This window comes from Dokdonella fugitiva, assembly GCF_004342425.1.
In the GTDB taxonomy this organism is placed as follows: Bacteria; Pseudomonadota; Gammaproteobacteria; order Xanthomonadales; family Rhodanobacteraceae; genus Dokdonella_A; species Dokdonella_A fugitiva.
Window position 1 is genome coordinate 223,092 of the sequence record NZ_SLWQ01000007.1, and the last position, 15,447, is coordinate 238,538.

The following is a 15,447-nucleotide window of genomic DNA, read 5'->3' on the forward strand; positions in this document are numbered from 1 at the left end:
GCTTCCGTCACCTCCACCCGGGGAGTTACGCAATGACGATTTCGCTCGTGCAGCTGTGGCTTCCGATCCTCGTCGCCGCCGTGGCCGTGTTCGTCGTGAGCAGCCTCGTCCACATGGTTTTCAAGTGGCACCTGTCCGACTACCGCGGCTTCGGCAACGAAGACGAAGTGCTCGCCGCCATCCGCAAGGGCAACCCGACGCCGGGCATCCACATGCTGCCGTACTGCAAGGACATGAAGGATTTCGCCAAGCCCGAGATGCTCGCGAAGTTCCGCGAGGGACCGACCGGCAAGTTCATCCTGCGCGCCGGCGCCGAGCCGGGCATGGGCAAGCCGCTGCTGCAATGGTTCGTGCTCTGTCTCGTGATCGCGCTGTTCTGCGCCTACCTCGGCGCGCACACGCTCGCCGCCGGCAGCCCGTTCGCACTCGTCTTCCGCGTGACCGGCACCGCGGCGTTCATGGCCTACGGCTTCGGCGCGTTCATCCAGGGCATCTGGTGGGGCCAGCCCTGGGGCGCCGTCGCCAAGGACACGCTCGACGGCATCCTCTACGCACTCGCGACCGCGGCGGCGTTCGCGTGGTTGTGGCCACGGTAAGGATCGCGCATGTAGGGCGGGTCGAGCCGCCAGCGGCGAGTCCCGCCGTGCACGCCGCGATGTTCGAACGCATCGCGTGATTGCGGCGGCACGCGCGTTGCGCGTACCGCCCTACGCGGGCATGTGCGCATCGGTAACCACGTAGGGCGGGTCGAGCCGCGAAGCGGCGAGTCCCGCCGCGCACCGCCGCAATGTGCGTGCGCACCGCGGGTTTGCGGCGGCACGCGCGTTGCGCGTACCGCCCTACGCGCATCGGCAAACCTGTAGGGCGGGTCGAGCCGCGAAGCGGCGAGTCCCGCCGCGTCCCGCCGCAATGTGCGTGCGCACCGCGGGGTTGCGGCGGCACGCGCGTTGCGCGTACCGCCCTACGCGCATCGGCAAACCTGTAGGGCGGGTCGAGCCGCGCAGCGGCGAGTCCCGCCGCGCCACGTCGCCCTGTTCGAACACACCGCGAGGTTGCGGCGGCACGCGCGTTGCGCGTACCGCCCTACGCGGGCATGTGCGCATCGGTAACCACGTAGGGCGGGTCGAGCCGCGCAGCGGCGAGCCCCGCCGCGCCACGCCGCGATGATCGAATGCATTGCGCGATCGCGGAAGTGCGCGCTTGCGCGTATCGCCTTTGTCCGCGATTTCGTACGAGCCCTTGCGAGGATGGTCGGCTGTTTCTTCCTCCGGCATCGCGCAAGGTCGCCCCATGCCGAACTATCGACGCGCGCTGATACCCGGCGGCACGTACTTCTTCACGGTCGCGCTCGCCGATCGCCGGCTCACGCTGCTGTTGTCACACATCGATCTGCTGCGCGCCGCATACGCCGAGACGGCACGCGGCCATCCTTTCGAAACGCGAGCGATCGTCCTGCTGCCTGAGCACCTGCACGCGATCTGGACGCTGCCGCCCGGCGATTGCGATTTCTCCGGGCGGTGGAAGCTCATCAAGGAGCGATTCTCCCGTGCGGTTCGGCGAGTGGAACCCGCGCTCGGCCAGGTTTGGCAACCACGGTTCTGGGAACACGCGATCCGCGACGAACGCGATTTCGAGACGCACGCGGACTACGTGCACCGCAATCCCGTGAAGCATGGTTTCGTGCGGGACGCGATCGACTGGCCGTATTCGTCGATCCGGCGATACATCGCGCATGCACGAATCGCGTGCCGAAAGCGCGATGACTCCGAGCCGTGATGCACGGCGCGGCGGCACGCGCTCCGCGCGTACCGCCCTACCGGGCATGTGCGCATCGGTAACCATGTAGGGCGGGTCGAGCCGCGCAGCGGCGAGTCCCGCCGCGGCCGCCGCGATGTGCGTGCGCACCGCGGGGTTGCGGCGGCACGCGCGCTGCGCGTACCGCCCTACGCGTGCATGTGCGCATCGGTAACCACGTAGGGCGGGTCGAGCCGCGAAGCGGCGAGTCCCGCCGCGCCACGTCGCGCTGTTCGAACGCACCGCGGGGTTGCGGCGGCACGCGCGCTGCGCGTACCGCCCTACGCGGGCATGTGCGCATCGGTAACCACGTAGGGCGGGCCGAGCCGCGAAGCGGCGAGTCCCGCCGCCCCACGTCGCCCTGTTCGAACACACCGCGAGGTTGCGGCGGCACGCGCGTTGCGCGTACCGCCCTACGCGGGCGTGTGCGCATCGGCAAACCTGTAGGGCGGGTCGAGCCGCGAAGCGGCGAGTCCCGCCGCGCCACGTCGCGCTGTTCGAACGCACCGCGGGGTTGCGGCGGCACGCGCGTTGCGCGTACCGCCCTACGCGGGCATGTGCGCATCGGTAACCATGTAGGGCGGGTCGAGCCGCGCAGCGGCGAGTCCCGCCGCGCCACGTCGCCCTGTTCGAACACACCGCGAGGTTGCGGCGGCACGCGCGTTGCGCGTACCGCCCTAGGCGGGCATGTGCCGTGCGGTGGGGGCGCGGGCTGCGGAGCGGTACGAGCCGATGAAGATGCCGAGCAGGGACAGCGCGACGCCGACCCAGTCGAGCGTGCGCGTCGGGCGCGCGAACAGCAGCACGTCGAGGATGAAGCTGAGCGCGGGTTGCAGCAGGAGCAGCAGGCCGATCGTCGACGCCGGCAGTTGCGGCATCGCGCGCGTGAGCAGGACCCAGCCGAATACCTGGCCGAAGAAGGCGAGACCGAGCAGCGCGGACCAGCTCTGCGCGTCGGGGATCACGAACGACTCGCCTTCCGCCGCGGCGACGACACCGAGCACGACCGCGCTGAGCAACGAACTTACGCACAGCAGTTGCGCCGGCGCGAGCTTCACGTGCCCCGCGCGCTGCGCGTGCCGCGTCGACAGCATGTACACCGCGTAGGCGACGCCGGTGACGGCGCCGAGTACGACGCCGAGACGATACTGCGCGCCGACCGCCGACCAGTCGAGACCGACCAGGAGGTACAGCCCGACGAATGCGAGCACGATGCCGGCGAGGAAATGCCAGCCGAGCCGTTCGCGATAGATGAGCCATCCGGCGAGCGCCATCAGGAACACCTGGAAGTTGCCGAGCAGGGTCGCGAGCCCCGGGCCGACGTAGAGGATGCTCCGGTGCCACATGACGAGATCGATCGCGAACGCGGCGCCCGGAACGAGCAGCCAGCCGACCTCGGCGAGGCGCAGCCGCCGCCACTGGCCGAGCGCGACGAGGCCGCCGAGCAGCATGAGACCGCCGAACCCCATGCGATAGAAGCCCGACATCGTCGGGCCGACATGGGCGATCTTGACGAACAGGCTCGTCGTGCTGATCGCGACCGCGCCGACGATCATCTGCAGCAGCGCGCGGCGCGGCAGCTCGTGGGTGCCGTGCATCAGGCGACCGCCTCGGTCGCCGCGAGGACTTCGCTCTCGGCCGCGCCGTCGCGCAGCCACTCCTGCATCGCCGGCAGTGCGAGCAACGCGTCGACCCACGGCCGCAGCGCGGGCTCGATCGCGACGCCGTAGGTGAGGAAGCGCAGCACCACCGGTGCATACATCGCATCGGCGATCGAGAATCCGCCGAACAGGAACGGACCGCCCGCGCCGAAGCGCACGCGGCAATCGTGCCAGATCGCGAACACGCGCGCGATTTCGGCGCGCACGTCGTCGCCGTAGGCGAAGTCCGCCACGCGCCGCCGCGCATTCATCGGCATGCGCGTGCGCAGCGCGCGGAAGCCCGAGTGCATCTCGGCCGCGACCGAGCGCGCGACCGCGCGCGCCGCCGCGTCGCGCGGCCAGCCGGCGCCATCGAGGAACGTCTCGTTCACGTACTCGCAGATCGCGATCGAGTCCCACACGGTGAGCCCGCCGTGGCGCAGCGCGGGGACGCTGCGATTGGGCGACCAGTCGCCGATCTCGCGCGCGAACTCCGGCGTGTCGAGCAGCAGCCGGTGTTCGTCGAACGCGATGCCGTGATGGCGCAGCAGCAACCAGGGCCTGAGCGACCAGGACGAATAGTTCTTGTTGCCGATGATCAGCAACGGCCGGGTGGACATGCGGACTTGTTCCGGAAAGTGGGAGTGGAGACGGCGCTCAGGCCGGCATTGCCCCGCCGGCGAGGCCGTCGTGCTGCGCGCGGCGTTCGCGCAGGGCGAGGTCGATGCGGCCGGCGATAGGCGCGGCGCGTTCGACGTCGAGGTCGGCGACCATGACCGCGACGAGGTTCCAGACGGGAAGTTCGCCGACGGCGCCGGTGAGGTATTCGCCGCTGACGAAGGCGGCAATGCCCTCGAGTTCGAGCGCGCCCTTGACGAGGTTCGCGTCGATGATGTTCTCGGCCCGATAGACGATCTTCATTCGCGTCCCGTGGAACCGCCGCCCGGCCGTGCGGCGTGAAGGCCGGATGCCTGCGATGTGAACTTGCGTGGCGCTGGTGCACTGCGCCACGTGCCATCGCGGCCATGTGGCTATTATGCCGGCCATTGCCACCGGCCCGCGACCCCGACGACCCGCGGGCGTGCAGCCGGTGCAGAGCACGGGATGAACCTGCCGTTCCACGACGACCTGCTGGCCGAGCGCATCCGTGAATGCCTCATGGAACTGCTCCACGAGCGGGGGCCGGGGCGCAGCATCTGCCCGAGCGAGGCGGCGCACCTGCTCGGCACGCGCCTCGGCTGGCGCTGGCAGGACCTCATGCGCCCGGTGCGCACGGTCGCGGTCGCGCTGGTCGAGCGCGGGCTGATCGAGGCGACCCAGCACGAGAGCGTGGTCGACATCCGCGACGTGCGCGGCCCGGTGCGCCTGCGCCTGCGCACCCTGCCCGGCGTGCGCAGCGCCAGCCTCGCCGAGGTCTGAGCGGGCCGGCGACCGCATCCGCCGCGCGCGATCGCTCCGCTGGCGCGGCAAACGCAGGCTGGCGACACCCTGCTAGACTGGTGGTTTACCTTCAACCGGACGCCGCGCAGCCGCGGCGCTGACGCATGACCGACGCCACCACCGCCGCGCCCGCCGCGGGCAATTTCATCCGCCAGATCGTCGTCGCCGACCGCGCGGTCGGCAAGCACGGCGGCCGCGTGAAGACGCGCTTCCCGCCCGAGCCCAATGGTTACCTGCACCTCGGCCATGCCAAGTCGATCTGCCTCAATTTCGGCATCGCGGCCGATTTCGGCGGCCGTTGCAACCTGCGTTTCGACGACACCAACCCGGCCAGGGAAGACGTCGAGTACGTCGACGCGATCCAGGCCGACGTGCGCTGGCTCGGCTTCGAATGGGATTCGCTGCACCACGCCTCGGACTACTTCGAGATCCTCTACCTCTGCGCCGAGAAGCTCATCCGCGACGGCAAGGCGTTCGTCTGCGACCTCAGCGCGGACGAGGTGCGCGAGTACCGCGGCACCTTGACCGAACCCGGCCGCAACTCGCCGTGGCGCGAGCGCAGCGTCGAGGAGAACCTCGACCTGTTCCGCCGCATGCGCGCGGGCGAATTCGCCGACGGCGCACGCACCTTGCGCGCGAAGATCGACATGGCGTCGGGCAACATCAACCTGCGCGACCCCACGCTGTACCGCATCCGCAAGGTCACGCATCAGAACACCGGCGACACATGGCCGATCTACCCCATGTACGACTACGCGCACTGCGTGTCGGACGCGGTCGAAGGCATCACGCATTCGCTGTGCACGCTGGAGTTCGAGGACCATCGCCCGCTGTACGACTGGTGCCTCGACCAGCTCGACCTGCCGTCGATGCCGGAGATCGTCGAGCCGATGCGCCGCGCCGGCCTTGCCGGCCCGCCGAGCCGCCCGCAGCAGATCGAATTCGCGCGCGGCAACCTCGACTACACGGTCATGAGCAAGCGCAAGCTCATGGCCCTCGTCGCCGACGGCCTCGTCGACGGCTGGGACGATCCGCGCATGCCGACCCTCGCGGGCCTGCGCCGCCGCGGCTTCCCGCCGGCGGCGATCCGCGCGTTCTGGGAGCGCGCGGGCGTGACCAAGCAGAACTCGGTGATCGAGTTCAGCGTGCTCGAAGGCTGCGTGCGCGAAGTGCTCGACGCGAACGCGCCGCGCCGCATGGCCGTGCTCGACCCGCTCAAGCTCGTGATCACCAACCTCGGTGCCGCGCACGAGGAAACGATCGAGTTCGCCAACCATCCGAAGAACCCCGATTTCGGCACGCGCCGCGTGCCGTTCTCGCGCGAACTCTGGATCGAGCGCGACGACTTCTTCGAAGTGCCGCCGAAGGGCTTCCACCGCCTCGTCCCGGGCGGCGAAGTGCGCCTGCGTGGCGTCGGCATCGTGCGCTGCACCGACGTCGCCAGGGACGCCGACGGCCGCGTGACCGAGGTCCGCTGCACGCTCGATGCCGACACGCGCGCCGGCATGCCGGGCGCCGACCGCAAGGTCAAGGGCACGATCCACTGGGTCAGCGCGAAGCATGCGGTCGCCGCCGAAGTGCGACTGTACGAGCGCCTCTTCACGGTCGCCGACCCCGACGACACGAGCGATGGCAAGACCTACGCCGACCACATCAACCGCGATTCCAAGCGCGTCGTGCAGGCGTGGATCGAACCGGCCGGCGCCGCGGCGCAGCGCGAGCACGTGCTGCAGTTCGAACGCCTCGGCTATTTCGTCGCCGACCTCGCCGACCACGCCGACGCGAAGCCGGTGTTCAATCGCACGGTCACCTTGCGCGATTCGTTCGCCAAGGGCTGAGGCGATGCGCCCGCGCCGCGCGAGCGGCGACGGGCGCGGTTCGACTCACGCAGGCTGCGCGATGCGGCCGAGCGACCGCTGTTGAAGTCGTCGATCGCCTGCTGGATCTCCTCGGCGCTGTTCATCACGAACGGGCCGTAACCGGCGATCGGCTCGTCGATCGGTTCGCCCGCGAGCAGCAGCAACGTCGCATCGCCGTTCGCCTCGACCTCGATCGTCGAACCCGCGCGATCGAGCACGACGAGCTGCGCCTCGCGCGCGATCTCGCTGCCGTTGACGAGCACGGTGCCGTGCAGCACGACGAGCGCGGTCGTGTGGCCGTCATGCAGCTCGAACGCCGCGCGACGGCCAGCGGCGAGGCGCACATCCCAGACGTCGACCGGCGTGAACGTGCGCGCGGGGCCGCGCTGGCCTGCGTACTCACCCGCGATCACGCGCACGCTGCCGGCATCGCCGGGCAGCGCGACGCGCGGAATCTCCGCGTCGAGCAGGGTCTGGTACCCGGGCGCGGACATCTTGTCCTTCGCCGGCAGGTTGACCCACAGCTGCACCATCTCGAGCAGGCCGCCGCTGCGCGTGAACGCCTCGGAGTGGAACTCCTCGTGCAGGATGCCCGATGCCGCCGTCATCCACTGCACGTCGCCCGGGCCGATGCGCCCGCCCGCGCCAGTCGAATCGCGGTGCGCGACCTCGCCTTCGTAGACGATCGTGACCGTCTCGAAGCCGCGGTGCGGATGCTCGCCGACGCCGCGCGGTCGCGCCGCCGGCTCGAACGCCATCGGCCCCGCGTAGTCGAGCAGCAGGAACGGGCTCAACGCCTGGCCGTGGCTGTTGTACGAAAACATCGAGCGCGCGGGAAACCCGTCGCCAACCCAGTGCGGCCGCGGCGCGGCCTGCACGGCAAGAACCTTCTTCATCCCGATCTCCGACGGCTCGCCCGGACGGGCGGCCTTCTCCTGCCACCAACATAGGGCCGCCGGGCCCGACGCGGTAGTCGCCACCGCCGCGACGCGCCGTTGCCGTGGGGAAACGCTGAGCCGCCCGCGAGGACGAGGCGGTTATGATCCACGGATGCCCGACATGATTCCTGCCGACGCCCTCGCCCGCTGCGCCGCCTGGATGCTGCAGGATCCGGGAACGGCCGCCGAGCTCGCGTCGATCGCCTCTCCGGACGACTTCCGCGTCGCCTTGCTCGCGGCGAATGCCCGGCGCGGACATGCGGACGACGCCGATGTGCTGGCAGCCCTCGCATTCGAGCGCGCAGCTCCGCCGTGCCCGCCGAACCGGGCGTGGCCATCCGGGCAGCGCCGCGGCTGGCAGCCGCTCGCGCTCGAGTGGGGTGCCGACGGCGCCGAAATCGTCTGGGGCTGCGGCACGGTGGCGGACCGACCGTTCCATGAAGAAGTCGTCGCTGCGCTGCGCTATCGCCCGTTCAACCGCTGGTTCGCGCAGCGCACGCCGCTCACGCCCGGATTCGTCGCCGAACTCGAGGCCGACGCGTTGCCGCTCACCGGGCTGGTCCTGCACGAATCGCGCTGCGGTTCGACGCTGATCGCGCAAGCGCTGAAAGCCTGGCCGGGCACGCGCGTGATCAGCGAGCCGGGTCTGCTCGACACGGCGCTGATGGCGGCACTGTCCGGCATGGATCCCGGCGCGCGCGCGTTCCGCGGCGTGCTCGCCGCGTTGCGCCAGCCTGCGGGCGATGATGCGCGCGTCGTGATCAAGCTCGACGCGTGGCATGCGCTCGCGCTCGGTGCGCTGGGCACGCTGCTGCCCGGCGTGCCATGGCTGTTCGCTTATCGCGCGCCGCTCGAAGTGCTCGTCTCGCACGCACGCGAAGCGGGCCGCCACGTCGTGCCGGGCATGCTGCCCGAGGCCTGGCTCGCGCCGCCGGCGCCCGGCGTCGAAATCCGACCGATCGAACACGCAGCCCGCGTGCTCGGCTCGATCTGCGCGGCCGTCGTGCCGCATGCCGAGGCGGAACGCCTCGTGAACTACGCCGAGCTCCTCGATCCCTCGTCGGACGCATTGCGGTCGCGCATCCCGCGCCTGTTCGGGCTCGATCCGACGGGCGTGGATGCGCAGCGCTACGCGGCGACCTTCGAGCGCCATGCGAAGCGCCCTTACGAAGCCTTCGCCGACGATCGCGCCCGCAAGAACGCGGCGGTGACGGAGGCGTTGCGCGAGGTTGCGGCGCGCTGGATGGAGGCGTCGTATGGGGCGCTCGAGGCGGTTCGGTTGGGGCCAGGGCCTGGGGCATCGCGACCGAAGCCGCTACAGGGCTGAGAGCTGGGAAGGATGCGTAAGCCGGACCGAGCCGTGCGGCGGCGGATCCGGCATCGGCGCGCCTCGATCCACGGTTCTCCATCTCCAGGAGCGCACCCCGTGCGCGACCGCACCATCGACCCTCGCCGCGTCACCGGTCGTCCAGGGCGCGCTCCTGCCGGTGTGCGCCGGTCACGGCCCCGTCTCGAACACGAGGCTGCAACACGTGACTGCTCCTTCAGCCTTCTGCAACTCCGACACGTCGACGGCGACGACCTCGATGCCTGCGGCGCGGATGCGTGCATGCGTGCGCGGGAAGCACGCGGGCGAGACCACGCGCTCGCCGATGCGCAGCACGTTCGCCGCATGCTCCTCGGCGGCGTCGACCTCGACGAGGCGAAAACCGGCGAAGGCCTCGCGGTCGACCCACGCCGGCTGCAGGAGCACGGCGTCGTCGGCGAGCGCGGTGACCGCGGATTTGAGATGCAGGCAGCCGCGGATCGGCACGCCCTGCACCAGGTAGCCGTGGGGCGCGAGCAACGCGCGCAATTGCGCGATGCCGTCCGCATTGCTGCGCGCGGATTGGCCGACGTAGACGCGCTTGCCGATGCGCAGCACGTCGCCGCCGTCGAGCGTCCCGGGCGCTTCGATCGCGCGCAGGGTGCGCCAGCGCGCGAGCAGCGGCGCCACGGTCGCGCCTTCGCCGCGGCGCGACTCGGCCCCTGGGCGCGTCATCACGGCAACCTCGTCGACGACGACCGCGACGTCCTCGACGAACACCGCGTCGGGGCATTGCGGCTGCGCGGGCAGGTCGTGCACCTCGCAGCCGAGCGTCGCGAGTGCGGCGCGGTAGGCGCGATGTTGTTCGATCGCGCGGTCGAGGTCGATCGGCGCGCGTTCGACGAAGGACAGTTCGCAGGCGGCGAGGCTCGGGCTGACGTCACGCGTGATCGCGATCAAGGCTGGAATGGGCATGGCTGGCGTTCGAAGGTAACCGAAGGCACCGATTCTCGCCCAAATCGCGCGATGGCACCGTCGAAATGGACCTGTCGCGCGCTGCGCGTCTCCGGCAGACTGCGCGCTTCCCAGTGGAGCCGTCCATGACGCTGCCGCACGCGACACTCGGTTTCAGCCTGCTCTGCCTCGGCATGGCACTCTCGCCAGGGCCGAACATGATCTATCTCACCTCGCGCTCGATCAGCCAGGGCCCTGCCGCGGGCCTCACCTCGCTCGCCGGCACCGCGCTCGGTTTCGTCGTCTATGCGCTGCTCGCCGCGTTCGGCGTCACCGCGCTGCTGTTCGCCGTGCCGCTCGCCTACGACGTGCTGCGCTTCGGCGGCGCGCTCTACCTCGGCTGGCTTGCCTGGCAGGCGCTCAAGCCCGGCGGCCATTCGCCGTTCGCGCCGCGCGAGCTGCCGAAAGATTCGCGCCGCAAGCTCGTCACGATGGGCTTCATGACGAACCTGCTGAACCCGAAGGCCGCCTTGCTCTACCTTTCACTGCTGCCGCAGTTCATCGATCCGGCCGCAGGCCACGTGCTCGCGCAGTCGCTGCTGCTCTGCGCGATCCAGATCGCGATCAGCATGCTCGTCAATGGCAGCGTCGTCGTGCTGGCCGGTTCGATCTCCGGCTTCCTCGCCCGCCGCCCGGCCTGGCTCAGGCTCCAGCGCTGGTTCATGGGCAGCGTGCTCGGCGGTCTCGCAGTGCACATGGCCACGCAGGCGCGCTCGCGCTGAATCAGCCGAGCGGCCGGTCGAACACGACCTGGGTCTTGCGCCGCGCGTAGCCGAAGCGTTCGTAGAAGCGATGCGCACGTTCGCGCTCGAGGCGGCTGCGTACGCGCATGCGCGCGCAGCCATGGGCGCGCGCCCACTGCTCGGCGGCTTCGACGAGCCGCGCACCGACCCCGGCACCGCGCGAGCCTTCGCGCACGACCAGCCCGCGGATCTCGCCTTCGACGTCGTCGGTCAGCGACGCGGCCTGGCCCACGTGCAGCCAGCCGACCAGCATGCCGGCCGCGTCTTCGGCGACCAGCACGCAGCCCTGCCCTTCGGCCTCGATCGCGGCGAGCCGGCAAACCACCTGCTGGCGCGTCGACGCGTAGCCGAGTTCCCCGCACAGTTCGGCGATCGCTCCGGCGTCGTAGGTACGCGCAGCGCGCACGGTCACGGTCACGGTCATGGCAATCTCCATGGACGACAGCTTCACGCCCCCATCGGCGCGAACGCGGGCGCGCGATGGCACCGATGCGGCCGCGTCCTGTCGAGGCGCTGACGGGATTCCAGGGATCAGGAGCAAGGCCCTGCAACCGCCCGACGAAGCACCGTCAGTCGCAGCAGCCGTCTTCGCCCTTGACCGTGTGCGCGTGGCTTGCGGCGACGCCGCGGGTGAGGCCCTGGGTACTCGCGACGTAGTGGTCGGCAACGACCTTGGCGACGCACATCGACATGCGCTTGCCCGTGGGCACGTGCAGGAACTCGTTCGGGCCGTGCGCGTTCGAATGCGGGCCGAGCACGCCGGTGATCATGAACTGCGCGCCGGGGAACTTCTCGCCGAGCATGCCCATGAACGGGATCGAGCCGCCTTCGCCGTTGTAGGCGACCGGCGCGCCGAAGAACTGCTGCGACGCGGCGTCCACCGCAGCTTCGAGCCACGGCGCGAGCGCCGGCGCTTCCCAGCCGCTGCCGGCCTTCTCGAGGTCGAACGTGACCTTGGCGCCGTACGGCGGATCGGACTCGAGCAGGCGCTTGAGGAATTCGCCGCCCTTCGCCGCATCCAGCGTCGGCGGCACGCGCAGCGACAGCTTGACCGCCGTGTACGGTCGCAGCACGTTGCCGGCCGAATCGAGCGCGGGCAGGCCGCCGATGCCTGTCACCGACAGCGCCGGGCGCCAGGTGCGGTTGAGCACGAGCTCGGCGAGGTCGGCGTTCATCGGCTGCATGCCGTCGACGAGCGGGAACTTCGAGTACACCGCGTCGCCGAGGATCTGTGCGGTGCGCTGCGCCTGCGCGACGCGCTGCGCCGGGATCTCCACGTGCAGTTCCTGCGGCTTGATGCGGCCGCTCGTCTCGTCCTCGAGGCGCGACAGCACCTGGCGCAGGATGCGGAAGCTCGACGCGACGACGCCCGAGGCATCGCCGGAGTGCACGCCTTCCTCGAGCACCTTCACGGTGAGGTTGCCGCCGGTGAGGCCGCGCAGCGAGGTGGTGAGCCAGAGCTGGTCGTAGTTGCCGCAACCCGAATCGAGGCAGACGATCAGCGACGGCTTGCCGATGCGTGCGGCGAGATGGTCGACGTAGTACGGCAGGTCGTAGCTGCCCGATTCCTCGCACGCCTCGATCATCACCACGCAACGCGCGTGCGGGATGCCCTGCGCCTGCAGCGCCATGATCGCGGCGAGCGAACCGAAGATCGCATAGCCGTCGTCGGCACCGCCACGGCCGTACAGGCGGTCGCCGTCGAGCACGGGCTTCCACGGCCCGAGATGCGCGGACCAGCCGGTCATCTCCGGCTGCTTGTCGAGATGCCCATAGAGCAGCACGGTGTCCTCGCCCTGCCCCGGGATCTCGATGAAGATCAGCGGCGTGCGGCCGGGGAGGCGCACCACTTCGAGCTGCATGCCGGGAATCGGCTGCGCCTTCGCCCACGCTTCCATCAGCGCGACCGCCTGGTCCATGTAGCCGTGCTCGGCCCACTGCGCGTCGAACATCGGCGACTTGTTCGGGATGCGGATGTACTCGGTGAGCTGCGGGACGATCTGCTCGTCCCAGAGGCCGCCGACGAAACCGCTGAGTGCGTTGGAATCCATCTGGTCACCTTGTTCGCTGGACATGGCGCGCGCGGCACGGCGACCGCAGCCCGGCGTCGTACCGGGCATTCGCGAGCCGTGAATCGTAGCGGATCGGCGCGTCATCTTCGCGTGCCGCGCCCGCCGGCGCCCGGGCCGCGCTCAGTTCGGCCAGGCGCGCACGGCCCCGCAGCCGAGCCAGCCGAGCAGGTCCGCGAAGCGCCGAAGCCACGAGGGGAATCGGGCGCGCGGCGTCGACGGGACCGGCTGGCCGGCCCCGGCAAGGCGGCGCGCGAGATCGGCATCGACGATGTGGCCGTGCATGAACAGGAGGTCCTTGCCGGACGAATGCATGATGGATGCTCCAGTACGGGTAGGGAGTCGTCTCAGCCGTCCTGCGTGTCGCCGGACAGCGTCGTTGCGCGCATCGACGGTCGCGCGTCGACGCGCGCGTACCACGCGGCTAGGCGCGGGCGGCCGTCGCGGAATGCGTATACGCCGCGGAAGTCGATCCAGCTGAGCGCCGTAGCGATCGCGATCGCGCCGATGTCGGGTGCGTCGCCGCCATCGTCGAGCTCGCGCTCGAGCAGGTCGCAGGCGGCGGCGATCTTGCGCAGGTGGCCGTCGCGCAGTTCGTCCCAGCGCAGCCCGGGCGGACGCCGCTCGGTTTCCCAGCGCACCGCGATGCCGGCATCGGCGATCCCCTGCGCGAGCGCCTGCAGGCGCAGCGCGCGCCAGCGCCGTGGCGCGTCGGCGGGAACGAGCCGCGCACCGCCATGCAGGTCGTCGAGCCAGGCGCAGATGACGTCCGAGTCGAACAGCACGAAGCCGTCGTCGAGCACGAGCACGGGCACCTTGCCGAGCGGATTGCACGCGAAGACCGCATCGTTGGCGAGCAGCGGGCTCGTCTCGTGGTGGACGACGTCGAGCTCGCCGGCAAGGCCGAGCTCATGCGCCGCGACGAGCACCTTGCGCGCGTAGGGCGAATGCGATTGGCAGAGCAGTTTCATCATGGCGGGGCTTCCGTATGGATGGGTCATGCGCCGAGCAGTTGCGCGCGCAACGGCGCGGCGAGGTTGGCGCCGCAGACGATCGTCGCGACGCGGCGACCGGCGTAGCGCCGCGGCCGCGCGAGCACGGCGGCGACGCCTGCCGCACCCGCGGGTTCGGCGACGAGACCGAGATGGCGATGCAGCAGCACGATCGCATCGACGAGATGCTGCTCGGAGACGTCGACGACGTCGTCGCAGCAGCGGCGCAGCAGGCCGAGCGTGCGTGCGATCGGCACGCGCACGGCGATGCCGTCGGCGATCGTCGGCGCGTCGTCCGTCCGCACCACGCGTCCTTCGACCAGCGAGCGCTGCATCGCCGGCGCGGCGCGCGCGACCACCGCGACGATCTCGACCCGCGGTGCTCGAAGGCGCAACGCGCTGCCGACGCCGGCGAGCAGCGCGCCGTTGCCGAGCGGCACGGTGATCGCGTCGAACGCGTGGCCGGGCGCGAGTTCGAGCCCGATCGTGCCGGCGCCTTCGGCGATCGCGGGCTCGGCGCCGTCCTCGACGAAGCGCAGCCCGTGCATGCCGGCGTACACGCGCGCTGCATCCTTGGCTGCGTCGAAATCCTCGCCGGCGACATGCACGTCGGCGCCGAAGCGCCGCAAGGCCTCGACCTTGAGCGGATTGGCGTGGCGCGACACGAACACCGTGCAGGCGTGGCCACGCCGCGCGCACGCCCGTGCGAGGCCCTGGCCGAAGTTGCCGGCGGAAGCGCACGCGACGGCCTCGCCGGGCGCGAGCGCGGTGGCGACGAACGCGTCGGCGCCGCGCGCCTTGAACGAGCCGATCGGATTGGCGGTCTCGATCTTCGCGAGCAGGTGGCAACCGAGCGCGGCGTCGAGCGCCGCGCTCGTCGCGACGGGCGTATCGAGATGGGCCGGGTCGATGTGGCCGCGCGCGGCCTCGATGGCTTCGATGGCAAGCAATGGGGTCATCGGTCGTGCGGCACGCCGCGGGTCGTCGAACACGGCGACCATGCTAGAGTCCGCCCGCGCGGCGCGGCCGCGTATGCCGGCGCGGTCGCGCGGCTTCCGCGCGCGTTCCCGAGCTTCGACGCACGATGCCCGCAACCCTCGACAAACTCGACCGCAGGATCCTCGCCCTGCTCCAGCGCGACGCGCGCCTGCCGGCCGAGACGATCGGCGCGGAGATCGGCCTGTCCGCTTCGGCCGTGCAGCGCCGCGTCGCGCGCCTGCGCGACGAAGGCGTCATCACCGGCGACATCGCGATCGTCGACGCGCGCAGCGTCGGCCGGCCGCTGACGATGATCGCCGACCTCGTCGTCGACGGCGATCGCAGCGAACTCGTGGCGGGCCTCAAGCGCTGGCTCGAGCGCGAGGCGGCGATCCAGGAAGCGTGGTACGTCACCGGCGACGAGGACTACGTGCTCGTCGTGACCGCGCGCGACGTCGACGCCTACGAAGCCTTCATGCAGCGCCTGCTCGCCGAGAACACCAACGTGCGCCGCTATCGCACGCGCGTCGTGCTCGGCACGCTCAAGCGCGGCCTCGGCGTGCCGCTCGATGCGGACTGAACCGCATGGTGTAGGAAATTTCCTACGCGAACGATCGCGCCTCGCCTACAGCGCCACGTGCGCCGCGACACTCCCTCCGCGCCCGGGGCTCTCC

Annotated in this window: 17 protein-coding genes; 7 read left to right on the forward strand and 10 right to left on the reverse strand. The window is 70.7% G+C overall.

The genetic code is table 11. The features are described from left to right. Positions 1 to 32 precede the first annotated feature (32 nt). Entirely contained in the window at positions 33 to 596 is a 564-nt protein-coding gene (locus tag EV148_RS13510) for a hypothetical protein (protein WP_131999120.1), read from the forward strand. 604 nt (positions 597 to 1,200) lie between these two features. Then, positions 1,201 to 1,776: an REP-associated tyrosine transposase gene (locus EV148_RS13515; RefSeq protein WP_241988090.1), complete on the forward strand. Its 576-nt coding sequence runs from the start codon at positions 1,201 to 1,203 to the stop codon at positions 1,774 to 1,776. Positions 1,777 to 2,471: 695 nt separating this feature from the next. Here the strand turns inward: EV148_RS13515 and EV148_RS13520 are convergent. Genes EV148_RS13520 through EV148_RS13530 form a run of 3 tightly spaced genes read right to left on the reverse strand, consistent with a single transcriptional unit; the run spans position 2,472 to position 4,355 of the window. After that, complete coding sequence (locus tag EV148_RS13520; protein WP_131999122.1) at positions 2,472 to 3,392, reverse strand: DMT family transporter; 921 nt, start codon at positions 3,390 to 3,392, stop codon at positions 2,472 to 2,474. Then, positions 3,392 to 4,054 (reverse strand): glutathione S-transferase family protein, encoded by a 663-nt coding sequence (locus tag EV148_RS13525; RefSeq protein WP_131999124.1) that lies wholly within the window; start codon positions 4,052 to 4,054, stop codon positions 3,392 to 3,394. The genes EV148_RS13520 and EV148_RS13525 overlap by 1 nt, the downstream gene beginning before the upstream one ends. 37 nt (positions 4,055 to 4,091) lie before the next feature. Continuing rightward, positions 4,092 to 4,355: a putative signal transducing protein gene (locus EV148_RS13530; RefSeq protein ID WP_131999126.1), complete on the reverse strand. Its 264-nt coding sequence runs from the start codon at positions 4,353 to 4,355 to the stop codon at positions 4,092 to 4,094. 183 nt (positions 4,356 to 4,538) lie between these two features. On the opposite strand from EV148_RS13530, the gene EV148_RS13535 reads away from it, so the two are divergent. Next, the gene (locus tag EV148_RS13535) at positions 4,539 to 4,853 is read left to right on the forward strand and encodes a DUF3253 domain-containing protein (RefSeq protein WP_131999128.1); all 315 of its coding nucleotides are present in this window, start codon (positions 4,539 to 4,541) and stop codon (positions 4,851 to 4,853) included. A 125-nt stretch (positions 4,854 to 4,978) separates the two neighbouring features. After that, entirely contained in the window at positions 4,979 to 6,712 is a 1,734-nt protein-coding gene (locus EV148_RS13540) for a glutamine--tRNA ligase/YqeY domain fusion protein (RefSeq protein ID WP_131999130.1), read from the forward strand. Here the strand turns inward: EV148_RS13540 and EV148_RS13545 are convergent. Then, positions 6,622 to 7,629 carry a pirin family protein gene (locus tag EV148_RS13545; protein ID WP_131999132.1) on the reverse strand — a complete coding sequence of 336 codons (1,008 nt, stop codon included), beginning with the start codon at positions 7,627 to 7,629 and terminating at the stop codon, positions 6,622 to 6,624. The two genes, EV148_RS13540 and EV148_RS13545, sit on opposite strands and share 91 nt — an antisense overlap. A 163-nt stretch (positions 7,630 to 7,792) precedes the next feature. Here EV148_RS13545 and EV148_RS13550 point away from each other — a divergent pair, with 163 nt between their 5' ends. After that, entirely contained in the window at positions 7,793 to 8,998 is a 1,206-nt protein-coding gene (locus EV148_RS13550; protein ID WP_131999134.1) for a hypothetical protein, read from the forward strand. A gap of 171 nt (positions 8,999 to 9,169) precedes the next feature. Here EV148_RS13550 and EV148_RS13555 read toward each other — a convergent pair whose 3' ends face one another. Further along, positions 9,170 to 9,952 (reverse strand): dimethylarginine dimethylaminohydrolase family protein, encoded by a 783-nt coding sequence (locus EV148_RS13555; RefSeq protein WP_131999136.1) that lies wholly within the window; start codon positions 9,950 to 9,952, stop codon positions 9,170 to 9,172. Positions 9,953 to 10,077: 125 nt separating this feature from the next. Between EV148_RS13555 and EV148_RS13560 the strand changes: the two genes are divergently transcribed. Next, positions 10,078 to 10,713: a LysE family translocator gene (locus tag EV148_RS13560; protein ID WP_199222783.1), complete on the forward strand. Its 636-nt coding sequence runs from the start codon at positions 10,078 to 10,080 to the stop codon at positions 10,711 to 10,713. Position 10,714: 1 nt separating this feature from the next. On the opposite strand, the gene EV148_RS13565 is transcribed toward EV148_RS13560, so the two are convergent. From EV148_RS13565 to EV148_RS13585, 5 genes are all read right to left on the reverse strand, one after another. Further along, positions 10,715 to 11,185 carry a GNAT family N-acetyltransferase gene (locus EV148_RS13565; protein WP_199222784.1) on the reverse strand — a complete coding sequence of 157 codons (471 nt, stop codon included), beginning with the start codon at positions 11,183 to 11,185 and terminating at the stop codon, positions 10,715 to 10,717. 118 nt (positions 11,186 to 11,303) lie between these two features. Then, positions 11,304 to 12,785 carry a M20 family metallopeptidase gene (locus tag EV148_RS13570; protein ID WP_131999248.1) on the reverse strand — a complete coding sequence of 494 codons (1,482 nt, stop codon included), beginning with the start codon at positions 12,783 to 12,785 and terminating at the stop codon, positions 11,304 to 11,306. 141 nt (positions 12,786 to 12,926) lie between these two features. Then, positions 12,927 to 13,118, reverse strand: coding sequence for a hypothetical protein (locus EV148_RS13575; protein ID WP_131999140.1), 192 nt, complete (start codon positions 13,116 to 13,118; stop codon positions 12,927 to 12,929). 32 nt (positions 13,119 to 13,150) lie between these two features. Further along, positions 13,151 to 13,777, reverse strand: coding sequence for a glutathione S-transferase family protein (locus tag EV148_RS13580; protein WP_241988091.1), 627 nt, complete (start codon positions 13,775 to 13,777; stop codon positions 13,151 to 13,153). Between the two features lie 23 nt (positions 13,778 to 13,800). After that, positions 13,801 to 14,796, reverse strand: a complete 996-nt coding sequence (locus EV148_RS13585) for a threonine ammonia-lyase (protein WP_199222785.1) — start codon at positions 14,794 to 14,796, stop codon at positions 13,801 to 13,803. An 83-nt stretch (positions 14,797 to 14,879) separates the two neighbouring features. Here EV148_RS13585 and EV148_RS13590 point away from each other — a divergent pair, with 83 nt between their 5' ends. Beyond that, positions 14,880 to 15,353: an Lrp/AsnC family transcriptional regulator gene (locus EV148_RS13590; RefSeq protein ID WP_131999142.1), complete on the forward strand. Its 474-nt coding sequence runs from the start codon at positions 14,880 to 14,882 to the stop codon at positions 15,351 to 15,353. Positions 15,354 to 15,447: the final 94 nt, after the last annotated feature.